Source organism: Ralstonia sp. VS2407 (genome assembly GCF_052950655.1).
The window spans coordinates 150,982-169,237 of the sequence record NZ_JBRFVG010000006.1 but is presented as its reverse complement, the minus strand read 5'-3'; the positions used below and the strand labels follow the sequence as shown (position 1 = coordinate 169,237).

The window sequence follows — 18,256 nt, the reverse complement described above, 5'->3', positions numbered from 1 at the left end:
GTCTGCCGAAAGCATAGTTTCCGCTGTGATCGCCGTATCGGAAGCCGCCTAGGTAAAACCGTAAAGCTTCACCGGATTGGCAACAAAGATCATCTGCTGCCAATCCGCACGTCCGATCCATGCGGCAATCGTATCCACCAGCGCAGCATCGTCCGGCTTGTTGGCCTTCTGGGTCGGATGCGGCCAGTCAGTGCCCCAGAGCATCCGCTCGGGCGCCATGTTGATGAATGCCCTGGCGACAGGCTCTACGTCGGCATAGGCCGGTGCACCGGTCTTGGTATCGACGTATGGGCCGGACAGCGTGATCCACGTGTTTCCCTTGTCGACCAGGCGTCGCGCTGTGCGCATCGCGTCGGACTGCATGCCTCCTGGCTGCGGCACATGGGCAATGTGGTCGATGACAAGCGGACATGGCAGCGCAAGCAGATGCGACTCGAGCGCGGGCAGCTTCGCGCCTTGCACGACAAGCTCGATATGCCACCCAAGTGCGCCGATGCGTGACGCCAGCGGGGCAAGCATGTCGACTGTGGTGGCGCCCGGATAGCTCAGGTTGAAGCGGATGGCTCGCACACCTGCTGCGTGCATCTGCGCAAGCTGGGCATCCGTCACAGAGGTATCGACTACCGCGACACCGCGCGCATTTGGCCCGAAACGCTTCAGCGCATCCAGTGTGCAGCGGTTGTCCGTTCCGTACGTCGACGGCGTGACGACCACGTTGCGCTGCACGCCCAAACGCGCCTGCACCTTGCGGTACTGCTCGATGCTTGCGTTGGGCGGTCGTAGCGTGCTGCCCGGGGCACTGGGGAAACGGTCATCGTAGATGTGCATATGGCAATCCACTGCGCCGGCCGGCAGCTTGAACGTCGGCGGGGCGCTACCGGTGGACCACAACTCTTCCGCTTCGGTAAGCGTCGGAGCAGCGGCCGCCACGGCGCCCAGCCCCGCGATCTGCAGGAATTGCCTTCTGTTGAGGGCGCGCATGGTCAGGCCGCCTCCGCCTTGTTCAGCACCTGCGCTTCGGGCTTCGCGCGACTCAGCAGCAGCAACGTCGTCACGCTCACCAGCGTCAGCAGCGCCAACGGCATCAGCGCCAGTGCATAGCTGCCGGTGGCCTGCTTGACCCAGCCGTACACATTCACCATCAGGCCACCGCCGATGAGGTTGGCAATCGCGTTGATGGTGGCAAGCCCCGCAGCGGCTGCACTGTTCGAGAGCATGCCGGAGGCCAGCGCCCAGAACGGCCCCTTGAACGAATAGGCACCCACCAGCACCGCGCACAGCATCACCATGGTCGGCACGAGCGACCCGCTGAGCGACGTGCCGAACAGGCCGAGGCCGATCAGCAGCATGGGAATGGCGGTGTGCCAGCGGCGCTCCTTGAGGCGGTCCGAGCGGCGGCCCCAGAACACCATCAGCACCGAAGCCACTGCATACGGCACAGAGTTCAGCAGCCCCGTCTGCATGACGGTCAAGCCAAACGATTTGAGAAGCTGCGGCTGCCACACCGACAGCGTGCTGCCGGCGGCCGACGCACACACGTCCACCAGCGCGAGGCACAGCACGTAGCGATTACAGAACAGCTTGGCCAGCGGCATCTGCGCAACCTTCTTGGGCCCACGCGCTTCACCAGCCAGCGTGTTCGTGAGCCACTGGCGCTCGTCACTCGACAGCCACTTGGCTTCTTCGGGCCGATCGGTCAGCAGGCGCAGGCACGCGATGCCGAGCAGCACCGTGGGAATGCCTTCGAGGATGAACAGCCAATGCCAACCGCGCAGGCCGGCTAATCCATCCATCTGCAGCAGCGCAGCGGAGATGGGCGAGCCGATGAAGCTCGCTGCCGGAATCGCGACCATGAACGTCGCCACGATGCGGGCACGGTGCGTTGCCGGAATCCAATACGACAGATACAGCAGCACGCCGGGAAAGAACCCGGCCTCCGCCGCGCCCAGCAGGAAGCGCAGCGCATAGAACGATGCCGGGCCTTGCACCAGTGCCGTCGCGGCCGAGATCAGCCCCCACGTGATCATGATCCGCGCAATCCAGATGCGCGCGCCGTAGCGTTGCAGCGCAAGATTGCTCGGCACCTCGAAGAAGAAGTACGACACGAAGAAAAGGCTGCTGCCAAACCCGAACACGCGGGCCGTCAGCCCGAGGTCATGATTCATCTGCAGCGAGGCCATGCCCACGTTGCCGCGGTCGATGAAGGCCAGCAGGTAGCAGAGCATGAGAAATGGCACGAGCCGCCAGACCACCTTGCTCAGGGTCTGTTTTTCAAGATCAGTTACATCAGTGATGCCAGCTTGTTGCATACAGGTCTCCGGATGCCAATGGGCGCTCTCTACGGGCCCTCTGAGGCGAAATCAGTGGTGGAACGACAGGGGATCACCCAAGCGTCTTGCCGCGGGTTTCGGGGGCAAGAAGAACGACAATCGCAGCGGCCGTAAACGCCACGATCGTGGTAGACAACCCGAGGACAAAGCCACCCGATGTCGAAGCAAGCGCACCAATCAACAGCGGCGCAATGAAACCACCGAGTCGTCCGCCGTTGTAGGCCAGCCCCATGAGGAACCCTCGCGAGGTCGTGTTCCCGATAATCTCTGCCAGAAACGGGCCCGATCCGGCAAAGATGCCGTTCACACCAAATCCGGTCAGGAAAATCGCCACCATCAACAGCAACGGATTCGACGACAGAATATAGACACCCACGGCTGCGGCCCCCACGAGCAGGTAGGCAATGAACATCGGTCGGCGGCCCACCCGGTCCACCAGTGCGGAAAACAGCAAGAAACCTGCGATGGCACCGAACTGCAGCGCGAGCACGAACTTCAGGCTGTGCACGAAATCCAGATGCTTGACGGTGATCAGGAAGGTCGGTGTCCAGGTAAAGACACCCCAGTACAGGTACTGCAGAAAGAAGATGAAGAAAAACGCCGTCAACAACCCGCGAACGTTCAGGCTTGCCGGAGTTGTGTGCGCCCGACTTGCCCGGGTTGCGGTAAGCGCCGTCTTGCCTTGACGTTCAAGCCAGATCGGCGACTCGGGCGTGCGACGGGCCACCCAGTACAGGATAAAGAATGGCAGCGCTCCAATGAGAAAGAGTACGCGCCATCCATTGCCGGCCAAACCATCATTCAGGTTACTGACCAGCCCCGCCGCGCTGATTGCAATGATTGCGCCGATGGGCAGGCCCATCTGCATCAATGCCCCACCCTTGCCACGGCGGCTCGCATGCCACGTCTCGGCGATCAGGGCAGCGCCGGCGGTCCACATCCCGCCCATTCCCAAGGCTCCACATAGACGCAAAGCCGCAAACCAGTGCTCGTTCGGCGCGGCGGCGAGCAAGCCAGAGAACAGCGAATAGATGCCGATGCAGAGCATCGCGGTCCGAACCCTTCCGATACGGTCAGACACGTAACCGAAGAAGATGCCACCGATGATCTGCCCAGCCGCCGTGATGCTGGTAAAGAGGCCCAATTGCGTCTTGCTCAGGCCAAACTGCAGCGCCAGCGTCGGCAACAGCAACGAGAGAAGAAAAGAGTCATAGCTCTCGAACGTCCAGCCCAGCCCAGCCAATGACAGCGAACGCCACTCCGCGCCGGTAATCCGCCGCGCGTCCTCTGACTGGCGGCTTGCCATGTTCTCCGCCTGTGCATCGGCACTGACAACCTTCATGTTTTGTCTCCTGGTACGTGTAATCCGTACGTCAATGCAGCCGTACGACTGAACAGCGCGGCCCGCTCGTCAGGCGACGCTGCTCCGGCCAGTCGCTTGAAAGCATTCCAAAGCACCGCGTAGCTGAACATCCCCTTGTCGACCGGAAAGTTGCTTTCGAACATGCACCGGTCTGCGCCGAAGAGTTCGACACAGGTCTCGAAGTACGGCCTCCACGCGGCTGCGAGCATCTCCGATGCGGGGGCTTGTTCATGAGACGCAAAATCGAAGCCGAACACGGTCATGCCCGCACCGCCGAGTTTCATCCGCGTGTTGGGCAGACTTGCCAGCCGGGTCAGTGCCCTGCGCCAGTCTTGAAATACAGCGGCGGATTGCCCAGCGTACGGGCCGACGCCAATCGGCCCACCAAAGTGGTCGATGACGATCGTGACCCCTGGCATCGCACTCGCCAGCTCGAACAACGCGTCGAGCTGTGTGTGATAGACCCAGGCATCGAGCGACAGGCGGTAGCGTTCCAGCGCTCTGACACCTTCCCGGAACGGCCTGCTGAACATCAGGTCCGGCGGCGGGGTTACCGGGCTGGAGCGCACCGCATCGCTTTCGTGCCATGCAAGCGGATTGCGAATGCCGCGCAATCGCCCACCAGAGACTTCAAGCATGGCTTCCAGCACAGGGATAACGTCTCGTCCCAATGAGAGATCCGCTCCTCCAACGATTGCCTCACAACCGCGTGCTGGCCCATAAGCATCGCTGGCAAACATGGCAGCAACCCCGTTGGCAAACTCGACCTCACCCACCGGCCGCATGGCGACAGGACCGTCGCTCCGCAGCATCGACCTGCACTGCACATAGACCGTCGAAATGACCCGATGGCCGCTGCTCACGTCTTGCTGCAGTTCTTCGGTCAGATAGCGGCCGGTCTGCCGATCCCACAGATGGTGATGCGCATCGATGATCGGCAGCTCAGGCAGCAGAACCGCTTCCTGACGGGTGGCGAGCCACGCTTGCCTGATAGGCAGATGCGGCGCATGGACGATTTGCACGGGCTTTCTCGATGAGGATGAAGTCAACCGGGCTGGAGGCGTTGCGTCAGCGGATCGCGTCGGCTTCACCGGCATCGGCGCCCGGGTCGCCCAGCCAGGCAATCGACAGCGCTCCGATGAGCAACACAGCCGACACCGCCAGCAGCGGCGCAGTAAAGCCATGCGAGAACTGCTTGATGGCACCGATCATCGAGGGGCCGACAAAGCCGCCGAGGTTGCCCACGGAAACGATCAGCGCCAGGCCGCCCGCGGCCGCACGGCCCGTAAGGAACGTGGACGGAATCGCCCAGAACGTGGCCTGGAACGCCAGGATGCCGCTCACCGTCAGGCACAGCGCCAGCAGCTTGAGCGCCGGTGCATCCACGGCTGTGCTGGCCGCCAGCGCTACCGCTGCAACCACCAGCGCACCTGCCACATACGGGATGCGGTTCTGCGCCCGGTTTGCCACACGCGCCCACCAAAGCATGGCCACCGCACCCACGGCATACGGGATGGCCGTCAGCCAGCCGACCACGGTGTGCTCGACGCCAAACTGCTTGATGATCTGCGGCATCCAGAGGCCCACGCCGATGGAGCCGACGATGCCGCAGAAGTTGATGAACGCCAGCACGAAGACGCGCCAATTGGTCATGGCACCGCGCAGTGTCGCGCCGTGCTTGCTGGCGATGTCGCGTTGCTCCAGCGCCAGGCGGCGCGCAAGGACGGCCTTCTCATCGTCGGTAAGCCATGTCGCCTTCTCCGGCCGATCCGCCAGCACGAACAGGCACGCGATACCGAGCAGCACCGCCGGCAGCCCTTCGATCAGCAGCAACCATTGCCAGCTGCGCAGCCCATGCAGGCCACCGAGTTCGAGCAGAGCGCCGGAAATGGGTGAGCCGATCATGTTCGCCACCGGAATGCCGACCAGGAATGCGGCCGTCACCTTGGCGCGCCACTTGCCCGGAAACCAGTGCGTGAAGTACAGGTAGATGCCAGGCGTGAAGCCCGCTTCGGCAAGACCCAGCAGAAAGCGCGCCGCCGCAAAACTCTTGGGCCCGACCACGAACGCCGTGGCCATCGAGAAGATGCCCCACGTGATCATGATCCGCGCGATCCAGATGCGCGCACCCACCTTCTGCATGATGAGGTTGCTCGGGATCTCGAACAGGAAATACCCGATGAAGAACAGCCCTGCGCCGAACCCGAACTGTTCGGCGGTGAGGCCAATGTCCTTGTTCATGGTGAGCGCGGCAAACCCCACGTTGGTGCGATCAAGATAGCTGATCACATAGCAGGCGAAGATGAACGGCAGGATGCGGCGGAACGCCTTGGCCAGCGTGCGTTCGCTCGCCTGGTAGTCCGCATCGGGCAGCGTGGCGGCGGAGCGCACATCCGCGCCATGCGCTGGCGTGGTGGCACTCAAGGTCTGGGACATTTGCATGGTCTCCTCCATCGCGCTTCTATGAGCGCTAGGGGTTGTGTATCGATGATCTGTGGCTAGGGCGTGGCTTTTGTCTGCATTGCCCGATGCGGCTGCGGGCCGGCGATGTCCATCTCGGTCTTGAGCACCGTGCCGGACACCGATTCGGTCATGAACAGCGTCTTCATTTCGGGGCCACCGAAGCACAGGTTCGTGAGCGATGCACCTTCGGGACTGGTCACGACCACATCTGGCTCCGCGCGGTGGTTCAGCACCCAGACGCGACCGAGCCCGGGGTTGGCCACGAACAGCCGCCCCGCCGTGTCGATCGTCAAACCATCCGGGCCGCTCGGGCCGTACGACGTGAAGAACTGTCCGACCTTGCTGACGGAGCCATCGGCCTGTAAAGGCACACGCCACACGCAGTTGCCGCGCGTCATGGCGACGTACAGCACCTTCTCGTCGGGCGACAGCACAAGCCCGTTGGGACTGGGGCAATTGCCGAGCAGCATGTCGAGCCTGCCTTGCGGCGAGAGCCGATAGACGCGCCCTGTCGGGTCTTGCAGCCCGGTCTGGCCCTGATCGGTGAAGTACAGGTTGCCGAGCGAATCGAACGTCAGGTCGTTCACGCCCTTGAAGCGCTCCGAGTTGCGGCGCTCCAGATACGGCGTGACTTCGCCGCGCTTGATGTCGAGCAGCATCAGCCCGTTGCGGTAGTCGGTGATGAGCAGGTGCGCATCGCCGACGAACTTCATGCCGTTGGGCTCGCCGTCGTATTCGGTCACCAGTTCCCAATCGCCTGCCATCGAGATGCGGAAGACGCGGCCGTGCGGGATATCGGTCACGTACAGATGACCGTGACCGCGGCCGTCCGGACACCACACCGGTCCTTCGAGAAAGGAATCGGTGGCTTGCCCCCCGCGATTGGCGCGTGCCCATTCCGTCTGGACATCAGGCTTGCGAAACTTGGCCGGCATGCGCGTGAAGACTTCAGCTTCACGCACCACGGGTGGCGAGAGCAGGAACATGGACATCACGCCGCCGTGCGGGCACGTTCCTCGATCACTTCGAGCACATTGGCCGCCGCGCCCTTGCCCATGTTCACGTAGGCCGCGTCGCTCACGCCGCCGATGTGCGGCGACAGGACGATGTTCGCAACGCCCTGGAACGGATGCGGCGTGGTCATCGGCTCCACGTCAAAACTGTCGAGCCCTGCTGCACGGAGTTGGCCACTGGCCAGCGCTTCCACCAGCGCTGGTTCGTCGATGAGGCCGCCGCGCGCCGTGTTGACCAGAATCGCACCGGGCTTGAAGCAGTTGAACGCGTCACGGTTCAGCATCTTGCGGTTCTCGGCCGTCAACGGGCAGTGCAGCGACACCACATCGGACTGTGCGTACAACTCGCCCAGGCTCACCAGCTTGACGCCTGCGGGCGCCTCCTTGGCGTACGGGTCGAATGCGACAACGTGCATACCGAACGCCAGCCCGATCGCGGCGGCCCGGCGCCCGATCGCGCCCAAGCCGACCAAGCCAAGCGTGCGGCCATCCAGCTCGACCGACTTGTGCGTCGCTTTATCCCAATGCCCGGCATGCATGCGCGCGTCGAGATGCGGGACAGACTTCGCACACGCCAGGATCAGTGCCCACGCATGCTCGGCCACGGCGGCGGCATTGGCCCCCACTGCTGCACGCACCGCAATGCCACGCGCCGCGGCGGCGTCCTGATCGATGACGTCGATACCACTGCCATGCTTGGAGATCACCTGCAGGTTACCGGCCGCGGCATCCATGATGCGGGCGTTGATCTTGCCGTAGCGCACGATGATCGCCACCGGCTTGTGCCGTGCGCAGAGCGCGACGATGTCGTCTTCGGTGGGCTGCTTGCCGGCAAACACGACTTCGAAATCGCCCAGCATCTCCATTGCTTGCGGCGCCAGGTCAGCCGCCGTGACGAGCAGGACAGGCATGGTTGCAGTCGTGCTCATTACAGTGCCTCACCTTCAGCCAGCATGCCCGCGGCGCGCAGTTCTTTTTCGAGCCAGCCCGGGCGCGTATCGCCCTTGCGGATCGCCGCAATGCGGGCCGCTTCTGCGTCCACCTTTTTCTGTGCGAGCACGAGAATGCGCTCGACGTCGGCACGCGGGATCACGACCACGCCATCTGCGTCGCCGACCACGAGGTCACCCGGGTGCACCGTTGCGCCGGCAGCCGATACCGGCAGGTTTACTCGGCCTGCCACGCTCTTGGTCGGCCCGCACGGGTTCAAGCCGGCAGAAAAGATCGGGAACGTGCCGTGCGCCAGTTCGTGCGAATCGCGCACCGCCCCATCGATGACAAACCCAGCGATGCCGGTTGCCTGCGCCTGCGTGGCCATGATTTCGCCGATCAGCGCGCAACTCTGGTCACCCTTGCCGTCCACCACGATCACATCGCCGGGCTTGGCGACCGCCAGCGCGGCATGGATGGCGAGGTTGTCGCCCGGGCGGACTTCGACCGTTACGGCCGGCCCGGCCACCTTCATGGTCGGCGCGAGCGGTTTGACGCGGCAGTTCAAGGTGCCGCGGCGGCCGGCAACGTCGGCCAGGATGGCGGCCTGAAAACGGGCAGCCGCCTCGACAAGCGCGGGCGAAACGCGTTCGATATCGCGAACGATGGCGGAAGTGTTGTGCGAAAGGGTACTCATGAAAAACCGGCCTCAGACTGTGATGTTGTACTGTGTAAAACATTGGTGTACTCAGTGAAATCACTATAGCCACGGCAGGCGGGTCGATCCACTAGCGTTTACCCTTCCGTCAGATACAACGGCGTTGTACATAGTACAATCTCGCCATTCGGAGTTCGGGGATTCGGAAATGGGAAATGACGGCGTTGCCGCAGTGGAAAAGGCGCTGGCCTTGCTGGATTGCTTCAAGCCAGGGGCGGAAGCCCTGTCACTCGCGGCCTTGGCGCAAGCGTCGGGCATGCACAAGACCACGGTGTATCGGCTGATGAACTCGCTGGAGCGTATGAGCTATGTCACGCGCTCCGAGTCCGGCGCGTACTCGCTCGGGCCGCGCCTGCTGTATCTCGGCAAGCTGTACGAGCAGTCGTTCCACTTGTCGTCCGTGGTGGAGCCGGTGCTGCACGCGCTGGCGGCGGCCACGCGAGAGAGCGCATCGTACTACGTCGTCGATCACGGCCGACGGCTGTGCCTGTTCCGCGCCGAGCCGTCCGAGGGCCTACGCGAGACCCGCCTGCCTGGCACGTCGCTGCCGCTGGACGACACGGCCATCAGCCACGTGCTGCGTTATTGGGGGCTGGGTGAAGCGTTGTATGACGGCGTGCCCGAATTACCGCTGTTCACCTCCGGCGCGCGCGATCAGCACACGGCGGCGTTTGCCACGCCGATCTTCGGTTCCGGCGACAAGTTCATGGCTGCTCTGACGCTGTCGGGCGCAGCCTCCCGGCTGGAAGCGGCGCGCACCGCTGGGGATGTCGTCGCGAAGCAGTTGCAGGCGGCGTCCGAACTGTCGCGCAAGCTCGGCGCAAGTGCGGCGTTGTGCGAACGCTTCTACGGTGTTTGATGTGAAGGCGCTGCTTCGGTAGGACGCTTTGCATGGCCAATGCGCTGCGCATGATAGATGCCGGTGTGGCCTGAGAAGAGATAGCTCACCACACACGCGATGCCGGCAAACGTGCCGACTTCAGGGCCGAAGAGTTCCATCGCCATCAAGGTCGACGCGATGGGCGTATTGGCGGCACCCGCAAACACCGCAACGAACCCAAGGCCGGCCAGCAGCGGAAACGGCAGCGGCAGCACATAACCCAACGCATTGCCCAACGTGGCACCGATGTAGAACAGCGGCGTGACTTCGCCACCCTTGAAACCCGAGGCCAGCGTCACGATGGTGAAGGCCGCCTTGCCGGCAAAGTCGTAGGCCGGAAGCGGGTTGTGGAACGCATCCACGATGACGGGAATGCCGAGGCCCAGGTATTTGTCTGTACCGAGCGCCAAGGTCGCAGCCACGACCACGCTGCCGCCCAGCACGGGGCGCAGCGGGCCAAACGCAATGTGATGCTTCAACAGGCGGCCAAGCCGATGCGTGAGCGCCGCGAACGTCATCCCCGTCAGACCGAAGATGATGCCGGCCACCACAACCAGGCCAATGGCGATTGGCGTGAGATGCGGCACAAACGGAATCGCATACGGCGTGTGGTGTACGCCCAGCAGCGGCGGCACCAGGTCGCCCACAATGGCTGCGATGAAACACGGCAGGATCGCGTCATAACGCAGACGCCCGATCGCAAGCACCTCCAGCCCGAACACGGCACCAGCCAGCGGCGTGCCGAACACCGATGCGAAACCGGCGCTGATGCCCGCCATCAGCAAGATGCGCCGGTCCGCCGGCGCCAGCGAGAACAAGCGCGTCAGGTAGTCCGCAAAGCTGCCGCCCATCTGGACAGCCGTGCCTTCACGCCCCGCTGAACCACCGAAGATGTGGGTGACGACGGTGCCCAGCAGGATGAGCGGCGCCATACGCTTGGGCACGACCCGCTTGGGGTCGTGGATCTCGTCGATCAGCAGATTGTTGCCGCCTTCCACCGAGCGCCCCGTGTAGTGATAGAGCAACCCAACGGCAAGCCCCGCCACGGGCAGGAACCATAGCAGCCACGGGTGGGCGGTGCGCGTGTTGGTCGCCCAATCGAGCGCCAGCAGCAGCACCGCAGAGCCTAAGCCGGCGAGCATGCCGACGAGCGAGCCCAGCGAGAGCCAGCGCAGCAGATACCCGAACATGAGCATCGGCTCGGAGCGTGTAAGCGTTTTCTTCATGATGACCAGATTCGAAGAACTCAAACCTGAGCGACAGAACGTCGTTTGGGCGTGTGCCTACAACTTCCTTCGTTCAGGAACTTGTAGGCATCATCAGCCGGTTTCGTGATCCGCAGACCGGCGGTTAAGGGAGGAATGCCATCTCCACAAGGTTGCGCATTGTGCCTGAAGGCGGCCTACGGGCACAAGCCGATCTGGCCTCGCGTGGTGTGCTGCCCACTGTCGCCTTACGGCTTGGCAAGCATCTCCTCGATGGCATGCTCGAACACACTCAGACCTTGCGCGCCAACGATCAGGCGGCCCTGCACCATGCCATCCACCACCCTGCCGACCACAAACGACGGGGTGCCGGAAATGCCCACGGAATGCGCGTACTGGCTATCCGCATTGATCTCAGGAAGATACTTGTTGTCCGCCATGCACTTCTGATACTGGCCGGCGTCGAGCCCCAGGTCTTGGGCGTATGAGGCCAGTGCAGCGGTGTCGATCCGGCTCTGGTTCTTGAACACCAGATCCTTCATTTCCCAATACTTGTTCTGATCGCCCGCGCAGCGCACCGACTGCGCCGCGTTGATCGCGAAGGGATGGAAGTCGAGCGGGACGTCTCGCAAGACGTAACGCATCTTGCCCGTATCGATGTATTTCTTCTTGAGTTCGGGAAACGTAGTGGCTTCAAAGCGCGCGCAGTACGGGCACTGGAAATCGGTAAAGGCGACCAACGTGATCGGCGCATTCGCCTTGCCCAACACATGCGTTGCCGGCGCCTTGACGGACAGCGTGCGTGCCGGCGCGGCATTGCCCGGCGCAGCGGGCGCCGCCTGCCGCGTCAGCAACTGGTGGATCTCGCGCAACTCCTTGAGAATGGCCTCGCCTTGTTGCTGGGTCATCGGCGCGTCGGCATAGGCCGCGCACGAGAGGAGCGCGCTGGCGGCGCAGACGAGGATGGCTGACCAGAACTTCATGTCGTTCCTTGCATGGAGATGGATGGAGAACTCGCGGGTCAGTGGCAAAAGCCGGCCGTGCATACTCCGGATTGGCAGTCGGTCGACACCAGACAAGCCTGCCCTGCCGCGCAACCGCCGCAGACACCGCCGCCGCAGTCGATTGCCGTCTCGCTACCGTTCTTCACGCCGTCAAAACAGCTTGCCGCTTGGCAGACGCCGGACGCACAGACGCCCGAAGTGCAATCGCTCGGGGCTGCGCAGTGCTGCCCCACCGCACATGCCGAACATGTGCCGCCACCACAGTCCGTGTCGGTCTCCTGACCGTCGCGCACGCCATCGGTGCAGGTGGGCGCCTGGCATGTGCCGCCCAGGCAGACATCCCCACCTGTACAGTCGGCAGTCGTCGTGCAAGCCGCGGCAACGCAGCCGCCGGAACTGCAGGCGAAGTTGGCGGGGCAGACCACGCCGCAACCGCCGCAGTTGTTCGAATCGGTTGCGGTATCGACGCACGCACCACTGCAAGCGCTATAACCCGACGCACACGAACAGGACACGGACACGTTCGTCACGTTGCCGCTGATGGTTCCTGATCCATTCACCACCGGGCAGCTCAGATTGGCGGGCTGGCTCGATACGGTCACGACGTACGGATTGCCGTAGGCCACCGCCGATGGAAACGTGAAGGCGCCGTTGACGCTGCGCGAGAGGCTGTCGCCGCCATTGTTCTTGAGCACGACCGTGCCGCTGCTCAAACCCGAGAGCGTCCCGCCCACGGTATAGGCGTTGGTTGTGCAGGTGACCGCAACGGTGCTGATGTCGCCCGTGCCCATGGTGCCGGCGCCGTTGGCAACGCTGCAGCTCTGCCCAGCCGGATTGGTCTGCACCGTGACTGAGAATCCCCCGCCTTCCGCCACAGGCGTAGTAAAAGCGAACGCGCCGTTGGCGGAACGGCTCAGGCTGTCCGTGCCGTTGTTCTGCAGGACGACGGTGCCATTCAGCCCCGAAACCGAGCCGCCGACCTTGAATGCATTCGTTGCGCAGACCACCGACACGTTGCCGACATTGGCGGCCGAAACCGTACCGGCGCCATTGGTCACGGTGCACGTCTGCGTCGCCGGCTGCGTCGATACGGTGACGTGATACGCCGCGCCGTTGGATACGCTGGTCGCAAAGGTGAAGGTGCCGTTGGCGCCGATGGCGAGATCATCGGCCGCATTGTTCTGGAGCACCAAGGCGCCGGACAGGCCCGTCACCGATCCGCCAATGGAGTAGCCCTGTGCCGCAGGTGCCGTAGGCCCCGTAGGCCCGGCAGAGGCCGCGCCGGTTGTGCTGCCTCCATCCCCTCCCCCGCAACCGGAAAGACCCAGGACGACACAGCAGGCCAGAAGCCTGCTTGAGAACTTTTTCGACACGCTCATTTGGAGCCCAGCGGGTGACCGCATTCAGAACGATGCCCGCGACGACATGCACGGCGCGCGGCAAGGCGACATCCCGCGTGCGGCTGCCCGCCGTTGGGGATGAACCACAAGGAAGCCATTGAAGTGAGGCCTGGAGAGGCTCGACAGACTGCGCCATGCGCCGCCAGAAGCAGCGCCTTGAGACACCTAACGCGTCAGCACTTGCGGCTGACGACGGTGGTGCCACAGCGCATCGGACCCGGTCGGGCGCATCTACTGAAGCAAGCCCGGTGTGGCTGCCCGGCCCTCGGCTTGACGGAGGTGAGAGGATCGGTCCGCCGCCCTTTCAACGCCCGCCTTCCCCCGTCTTCATTCGACTTCTTCTTATAGGCATGTGTAATTTTGTGGCATAGGCTACACATCCGACCCCACCGCTGCAAGGGATATTTGGAGGGGGATGGCACCGCTCCAGTGGGAGAGCCCGGGCCCGCGCGGGATTCATAAACAGGCCCGGTTGTCCAATCGCATTCACCAGTGTGCGCAATCGGGGGCGGATTGTTCAGCGTTGGGCGATCCGGCATGCTGCGCAGGCTAAGCTGCCGTCCGACTGCAACATCACAACATAGAGACCCGCCACAGGAGACACGCATGACCGCCAGCCTCATCTTCGACGATCGCCCGACCGATGCCGACACGCTGCTCGCGCGGGGTGCCGCCCTTGCCGGTGGGTTGCGCCGTATGGGTGTGCAGGAGGGCGACGTGATCGGGGTGCTGCTGCGCAATGCGCCCGCCTACATCGACGTGATGCACGCCTGCCGCATCGCCGGGTGCTACTTCTGCCCCATCAACTGGCACTTCACGCCGGCCGAGGTGGAATTTCTCGTGCGCGATTCGGGCGCCAAGGTGTTGATCGGCCATCGCGATCTCGTCAATGCGGTGGAACCGCTGCTGCCTGCCCATGTGCAGCTGTTGCGTGTGGACGCCGAAGGCACCGACCGTGCCGACGGCTATGCCAACTGGCTCGCGCTACAGACGCCATACGACGGGCCGATGGTTTCTCCGCGCGGGCACATGGCCTATACCTCGGGCACCACGGGCCGGCCAAAAGGCGTGGTGCGTCAGGCCGTGCCGCTTGATCAGCTCGACGCGCATCTGCAGAAGGCGCGTGCCGTGGTGGCGGCCACGTTCGGTATCGTGCCCGGCTGCCGTGCGCTGGTGCCGGCGCCGCTGTATCACAGCGCGCCGAGTCTATTCGCGCAGCAAGCCGCGCAGATGGCGGAGCTGCTGGTGGTGAACGCGCGCTTTGATGCGCTGCGCGTGCTCGAGCAGATCGAGCGCTACCGCATCGACACCGTCTACCTCGTGCCCATCATGTACGTGCGCCTGCTCAAGCTGACCGACGAAGAACGCAGCCGCTACGACCTGTCTTCGTTGCGCTTCGTGGCCTCCACCGGCGCACCCTGCGCGCCGGAGATCAAGCGCAAGATGATCGACTGGCTCGGCCCCGTCATCTACGAAACCTATGCGTCGAGCGAGACCGGCATGATCACGGTGATGGACCCGCGCGACGCAGCCGCTCGCCCCGGCAGCGCCGGCCGCCCGGTGTGCGACGCGCAGGTGCGCATCCTGCACGACGACGGCACGCCATGCGACACGGGCGAGATCGGCCTGATCTACAGCCGCCAGCCCGCTTACCCAGACTTCACCTATCGCGGCAACGACGAGGCACGTCGCAAGGCCGAGCGCGATGGCCTCGTCACGCTGGGCGACATGGGCTACCTCGATGCCGACGGCTATCTGTATGTGTGCGACCGCGCGTCGGACATGGTCATCTCGGGCGGCGTGAACATCTACCCGGCCGAGATCGAACATGCGCTGCTGCGCCACCCCGATGTGGTCGACTGCGCTGTCTTTGGCGTGCCGGACGACGAATACGGCGAGCGCCTTGTCGCCGTGGTGCAGACCGAACGCGAAGACCTGCAAGCCGAGCCCGTGATCGAGTGGCTGCGCGGCCAGATTGCGGGCTTCAAGATCCCGCGCCACATCGAATTCACCGCAGCCCTGCCCCGCGATGACAACGGCAAGATCGCCAAACGCCGCCTGCGTGATGCGTGGTGGGGAGACCGGCAGCGGCGCGTTTGATCGCCCGGCTCAACCAAGCCCCGCCAACGGATGCCCCTCTGCCCGCCACGGCGACGTCAGAAAATGCCGCACCCGCTCCGGCCGCACTTGCGGCAGCGTTGCCGGCGCCCAGCCGGGGCGATGATCCTTGTCTACCAGATGCGCGCGCACGCCTTCACAGAAATCCCCGTCCAGGATTCCGCGCGCGACGATGCCCAGCTCCATCTGAAAGCACTCGGCCAGTGACAGCTGCCGACCGCGCAGCAACGCTTCGCGTGTGACGTGCAGCATCGTCGGCGAGTGTGAAGTCATTGCATCAAGCGTGCCCTGCAGCCATTGGCGCGGCTCGCGGGCCTGCTCGCGCTCCAGGCTCTCGCGCAGCGTGGCGACAATGCGATCGACCGATGAACGCCGATCGAAGTAGCGCAGTACCCACGGCGTCGCCTGTGCCAGCGGCGCGTGCGGCACGACGTTGCACGGCGGCTCGAACACGCGGCGCAGCGCCTGCATGAGGTCGCCATCGTGCGGCATGCGCTGCAGGCGCTCTTCGAAGGAGGCAAGCCATTCCGCAGGCACGCACACATCGGCCAGGTGGCAATGCAGCGCGTCGGCGCCCGTGAGCGTCACGCCCGTCAGCCCGACATATAGCTCAAGCTCGGGGGACATCACGCTCAGGAAGCGCGTGGCGCCCACGTCGGGCAGGAAGCCGATACGCGTCTCGGGCATCGCCATCTTGGTGCGCTCGGTCACGACACGCAGACGTGCGGCCTGCCCCAGGCCCATGCCACCGCCCATGGTAATGCCGTCCATCAGCGCAACGATGGGCTTCGGGAACTGATGCAGCGCGTAGTCGAGCCGGTATTCGTCAACGAAGAACTGCAGCCAGCCGTCGTCGCCATCCATGCGGCCCTGTTGCGCAAGCTGATAGAGCGAGCGCACATCGCCGCCGGCGCAGAAGCCTTTCTGGCCAGCGCCGCGCAGCACCAGCGCGACGATGCCGTCGTCATGCCGGCATTGCTCCAGCAGCGTCGCCAACTGGCGCACCATGCCATGGGACAGCGCGTTCAAGGCTGCTGGCCGGTTCAACGTGATGATGGCCACGCGGTTCACCACGCGCATCAATACCTCGGGTTCGGCAGCGGCTGCCTCGGGCAGCGTTGCCTGACGTTGGACGGCACTCATTGCAGCGTCTCCGATTCGTGTGCGGCATGCCAGCGCGGCGCGCGCTTCTCCAGAAAGGCGTTCACGCCTTCGCGTTGATCCGGATGGTCAAACAGATCGACGAAGCGCTCGCGCTCCACGGCCAGCGCCGCGCTGCGCGGCACGCCATTGCGCGCCTGGTGGATGAGTTGCTTGCTGAAAGTAACGGCCTGCGGGCTCAACGTGGTCACACGCAGCGCCATGGCGATGGCGGCTTCGCGCGCGGCACCTGTTTCCACGACTTCCTCGACTAGGCCGATGCGCAGGGCGGTCTGCGCATCGACGCGCTCGCCGGTCAGGATCATGCGCTTGGCCCAGCCTTCACCCACAAGCCAGGGCAGCGTCTGCGTGCCGCAACCGCAGCACAGCAGGCCGACGGCCGTCTCGGGCACGGCCAGCTTGGCGTGGGCCTCGGCGATGCGGATGTCACATGCGAGCGCGCACTCCAGGCCGCCGCCCATCGCAAAGCCGTTGATGGCGGCGATCACCACCGGGCGCGCATTCTGCAGCGCCTCGAACGCGGCACCGAAGCGCGCAGCGGCCTCGCGGGCCACATCGCGGTCGCCATCGGCAAAGGTGTTGAGATCCGCCCCTGCGCTGAAGAACTTCGGCCCGTCGCCGGTGACGACGATGGCGCGCACGCGCGCGTCGGCGTTCAACCGTTCGACGGTGGCTTGCAGTTGCAGCAGACCCTCCGGCGTGAATGCGTTGGCCGGCGGACGCTTGAGCGTCAGCACCGCGATGATGCCGTCATGCAGCGTTTCCAGTTCGATCATCACACCGCTCCGTCTTTCCGATACAGCTTGATGACGGCGGAGAAATCCAGCTTGCCATCGCCCTTGCTGCTCACGGTTTGATAGAGCTGCTGCGCGAGCGCCCCCAGGTAGACCGGTTGGCGGACGGATTTTGCGGCGTCGCCGGCCAGGCCCAGATCCTTGAGCATCAGGTCGGTGCCGAAGCCACCCGTGTAGCCGCGCGAGGATGGCGCGGTCTCGATCACGCCCGGGAACGGGTTGTAAGTGTCGGAACTCCAGCAGCGTCCCGTCGATGTGTTGATGATGCCGCCAAGCACCTTCGGGTCGATGCCGAGCGCCTCGCCCAATGACATGGCTTCGGCCACGCCAGCCATGGTGATGCCGAGCACGAGGTTGTTGCAGATCTTCGCGCCCTGCCCGGCGCCGGAGTCACCGCAATGCACGAGGTTCTTGCCCATGGCGGAAAGCACGGGACGCACCTGTTCGAACGCCGCCGCGCTGCCGCCCACCATGAAGGTCAACGTGCCGGCCGCTGCGCCGCCCGTACCGCCAGAGACCGGAGCATCGACAAAGGTGTTGCCGTGCTCGGCCGCCAGCGCAGCAAACGCCTTCACGCTGGCCGGGTCGATGGTGCTTGAATCAATGATCGGCACGCCCTTCGCGATGCCCGCCAGCACGCCATCTTCCGCCGTCAGCACGTGGCGCACGTGGGCGGCGGCGGGCAGCATGGTGATGACCGTCTCCGCGCCGGTCACAGCGTCCTTGGGGGATGCGGCGGCTACAGCACCGGCTTCCACCAGCGCGCCCACCGCCTGCGCGTTCAGGTCGAATACGCTCAGTGCGTGGCCCGCCTTGAGCAGGTTGCGCGCCATGGGGGCGCCCATGTTGCCCAGGCCGATGAATGCGATTTTCATGA

The 18,256-nt window shown here is 64.3% G+C and carries 16 protein-coding genes and 1 riboswitch; of the genes, 2 read left to right on the top strand and 14 right to left on the bottom strand.

Annotated features, from left to right (window positions below; translation table 11 throughout):
• Window positions 1-48: 48 nt before the first annotated feature.
• From ACU8YE_RS12520 to ACU8YE_RS12485, 8 genes are all read right to left on the bottom strand, one after another.
• A complete protein-coding gene (locus tag ACU8YE_RS12520; RefSeq protein ID WP_446928844.1) occupies window positions 49-981 on the bottom strand; it encodes an amidohydrolase family protein in 933 nt (310 codons plus the stop codon).
• Between the two features lie 2 nt (window positions 982-983).
• The gene (locus tag ACU8YE_RS12515; RefSeq protein WP_316869554.1) at window positions 984-2,309 is read right to left on the bottom strand and encodes an MFS transporter; all 1,326 of its coding nucleotides are present in this window, start codon (window positions 2,307-2,309) and stop codon (window positions 984-986) included.
• A gap of 73 nt (window positions 2,310-2,382) precedes the next feature.
• On the bottom strand, window positions 2,383-3,636 hold the full coding sequence (locus ACU8YE_RS12510; protein WP_414563311.1) for an MFS transporter: 1,254 nt from the start codon (window positions 3,634-3,636) through the stop codon (window positions 2,383-2,385).
• A gap of 32 nt (window positions 3,637-3,668) precedes the next feature.
• A complete protein-coding gene (locus ACU8YE_RS12505; protein WP_343618543.1) occupies window positions 3,669-4,715 on the bottom strand; it encodes an amidohydrolase family protein in 1,047 nt (348 codons plus the stop codon).
• A gap of 46 nt (window positions 4,716-4,761) precedes the next feature.
• Entirely contained in the window at window positions 4,762-6,129 is a 1,368-nt protein-coding gene (locus ACU8YE_RS12500) for an MFS transporter (RefSeq protein WP_260781122.1), read from the bottom strand.
• Window positions 6,130-6,191: 62 nt separating this feature from the next.
• Entirely contained in the window at window positions 6,192-7,142 is a 951-nt protein-coding gene (locus tag ACU8YE_RS12495; protein WP_446928902.1) for an SMP-30/gluconolactonase/LRE family protein, read from the bottom strand.
• 5 nt (window positions 7,143-7,147) lie between these two features.
• A complete protein-coding gene (locus ACU8YE_RS12490) occupies window positions 7,148-8,098 on the bottom strand; it encodes an NAD(P)-dependent oxidoreductase (protein ID WP_446928843.1) in 951 nt (316 codons plus the stop codon).
• On the bottom strand, window positions 8,098-8,796 hold the full coding sequence (locus ACU8YE_RS12485; protein ID WP_260801339.1) for an RraA family protein: 699 nt from the start codon (window positions 8,794-8,796) through the stop codon (window positions 8,098-8,100). Before ACU8YE_RS12485 ends, ACU8YE_RS12490 begins: the two co-directional genes overlap by 1 nt.
• Before the next feature lie 169 nt (window positions 8,797-8,965).
• On the opposite strand from ACU8YE_RS12485, the gene ACU8YE_RS12480 reads away from it, so the two are divergent.
• Entirely contained in the window at window positions 8,966-9,676 is a 711-nt protein-coding gene (locus ACU8YE_RS12480) for an IclR family transcriptional regulator (RefSeq protein ID WP_232040013.1), read from the top strand.
• On the opposite strand, the gene ACU8YE_RS12475 is transcribed toward ACU8YE_RS12480, so the two are convergent.
• From ACU8YE_RS12475 to ACU8YE_RS12465, 3 genes are all read right to left on the bottom strand, one after another.
• Window positions 9,664-10,923 (bottom strand): voltage-gated chloride channel family protein, encoded by a 1,260-nt coding sequence (locus ACU8YE_RS12475; protein ID WP_433867760.1) that lies wholly within the window; start codon window positions 10,921-10,923, stop codon window positions 9,664-9,666. The two genes, ACU8YE_RS12480 and ACU8YE_RS12475, sit on opposite strands and share 13 nt — an antisense overlap.
• A gap of 77 nt (window positions 10,924-11,000) precedes the next feature.
• Window positions 11,001-11,078, bottom strand: a riboswitch (Fluoride riboswitch).
• Between the two features lie 72 nt (window positions 11,079-11,150).
• Entirely contained in the window at window positions 11,151-11,885 is a 735-nt protein-coding gene (locus ACU8YE_RS12470; protein ID WP_260801337.1) for a DsbA family protein, read from the bottom strand.
• Window positions 11,886-11,923: 38 nt separating this feature from the next.
• The gene (locus ACU8YE_RS12465; protein WP_446928842.1) at window positions 11,924-13,120 is read right to left on the bottom strand and encodes a hypothetical protein; all 1,197 of its coding nucleotides are present in this window, start codon (window positions 13,118-13,120) and stop codon (window positions 11,924-11,926) included.
• A 792-nt stretch (window positions 13,121-13,912) separates the two neighbouring features.
• Here ACU8YE_RS12465 and ACU8YE_RS12460 point away from each other — a divergent pair.
• The gene (locus ACU8YE_RS12460; protein ID WP_446928841.1) at window positions 13,913-15,406 is read left to right on the top strand and encodes an acyl-CoA synthetase; all 1,494 of its coding nucleotides are present in this window, start codon (window positions 13,913-13,915) and stop codon (window positions 15,404-15,406) included.
• Window positions 15,407-15,415: 9 nt separating this feature from the next.
• Here the strand turns inward: ACU8YE_RS12460 and ACU8YE_RS12455 are convergent, their stop codons facing one another.
• From ACU8YE_RS12455 to mmsB, 3 genes are read right to left on the bottom strand one after another with little or no spacing between them, the layout of a single operon-like run.
• Window positions 15,416-16,567, bottom strand: coding sequence for an enoyl-CoA hydratase/isomerase family protein (locus ACU8YE_RS12455; protein ID WP_343618531.1), 1,152 nt, complete (start codon window positions 16,565-16,567; stop codon window positions 15,416-15,418).
• Entirely contained in the window at window positions 16,564-17,361 is a 798-nt protein-coding gene (locus tag ACU8YE_RS12450) for an enoyl-CoA hydratase (protein WP_446928840.1), read from the bottom strand. Before ACU8YE_RS12450 ends, ACU8YE_RS12455 begins: the two co-directional genes overlap by 4 nt.
• Window positions 17,361-18,254, bottom strand: coding sequence for a 3-hydroxyisobutyrate dehydrogenase (mmsB, locus tag ACU8YE_RS12445; protein ID WP_446928839.1), 894 nt, complete (start codon window positions 18,252-18,254; stop codon window positions 17,361-17,363). Before mmsB ends, ACU8YE_RS12450 begins: the two co-directional genes overlap by 1 nt.
• Window positions 18,255-18,256: the final 2 nt, after the last annotated feature.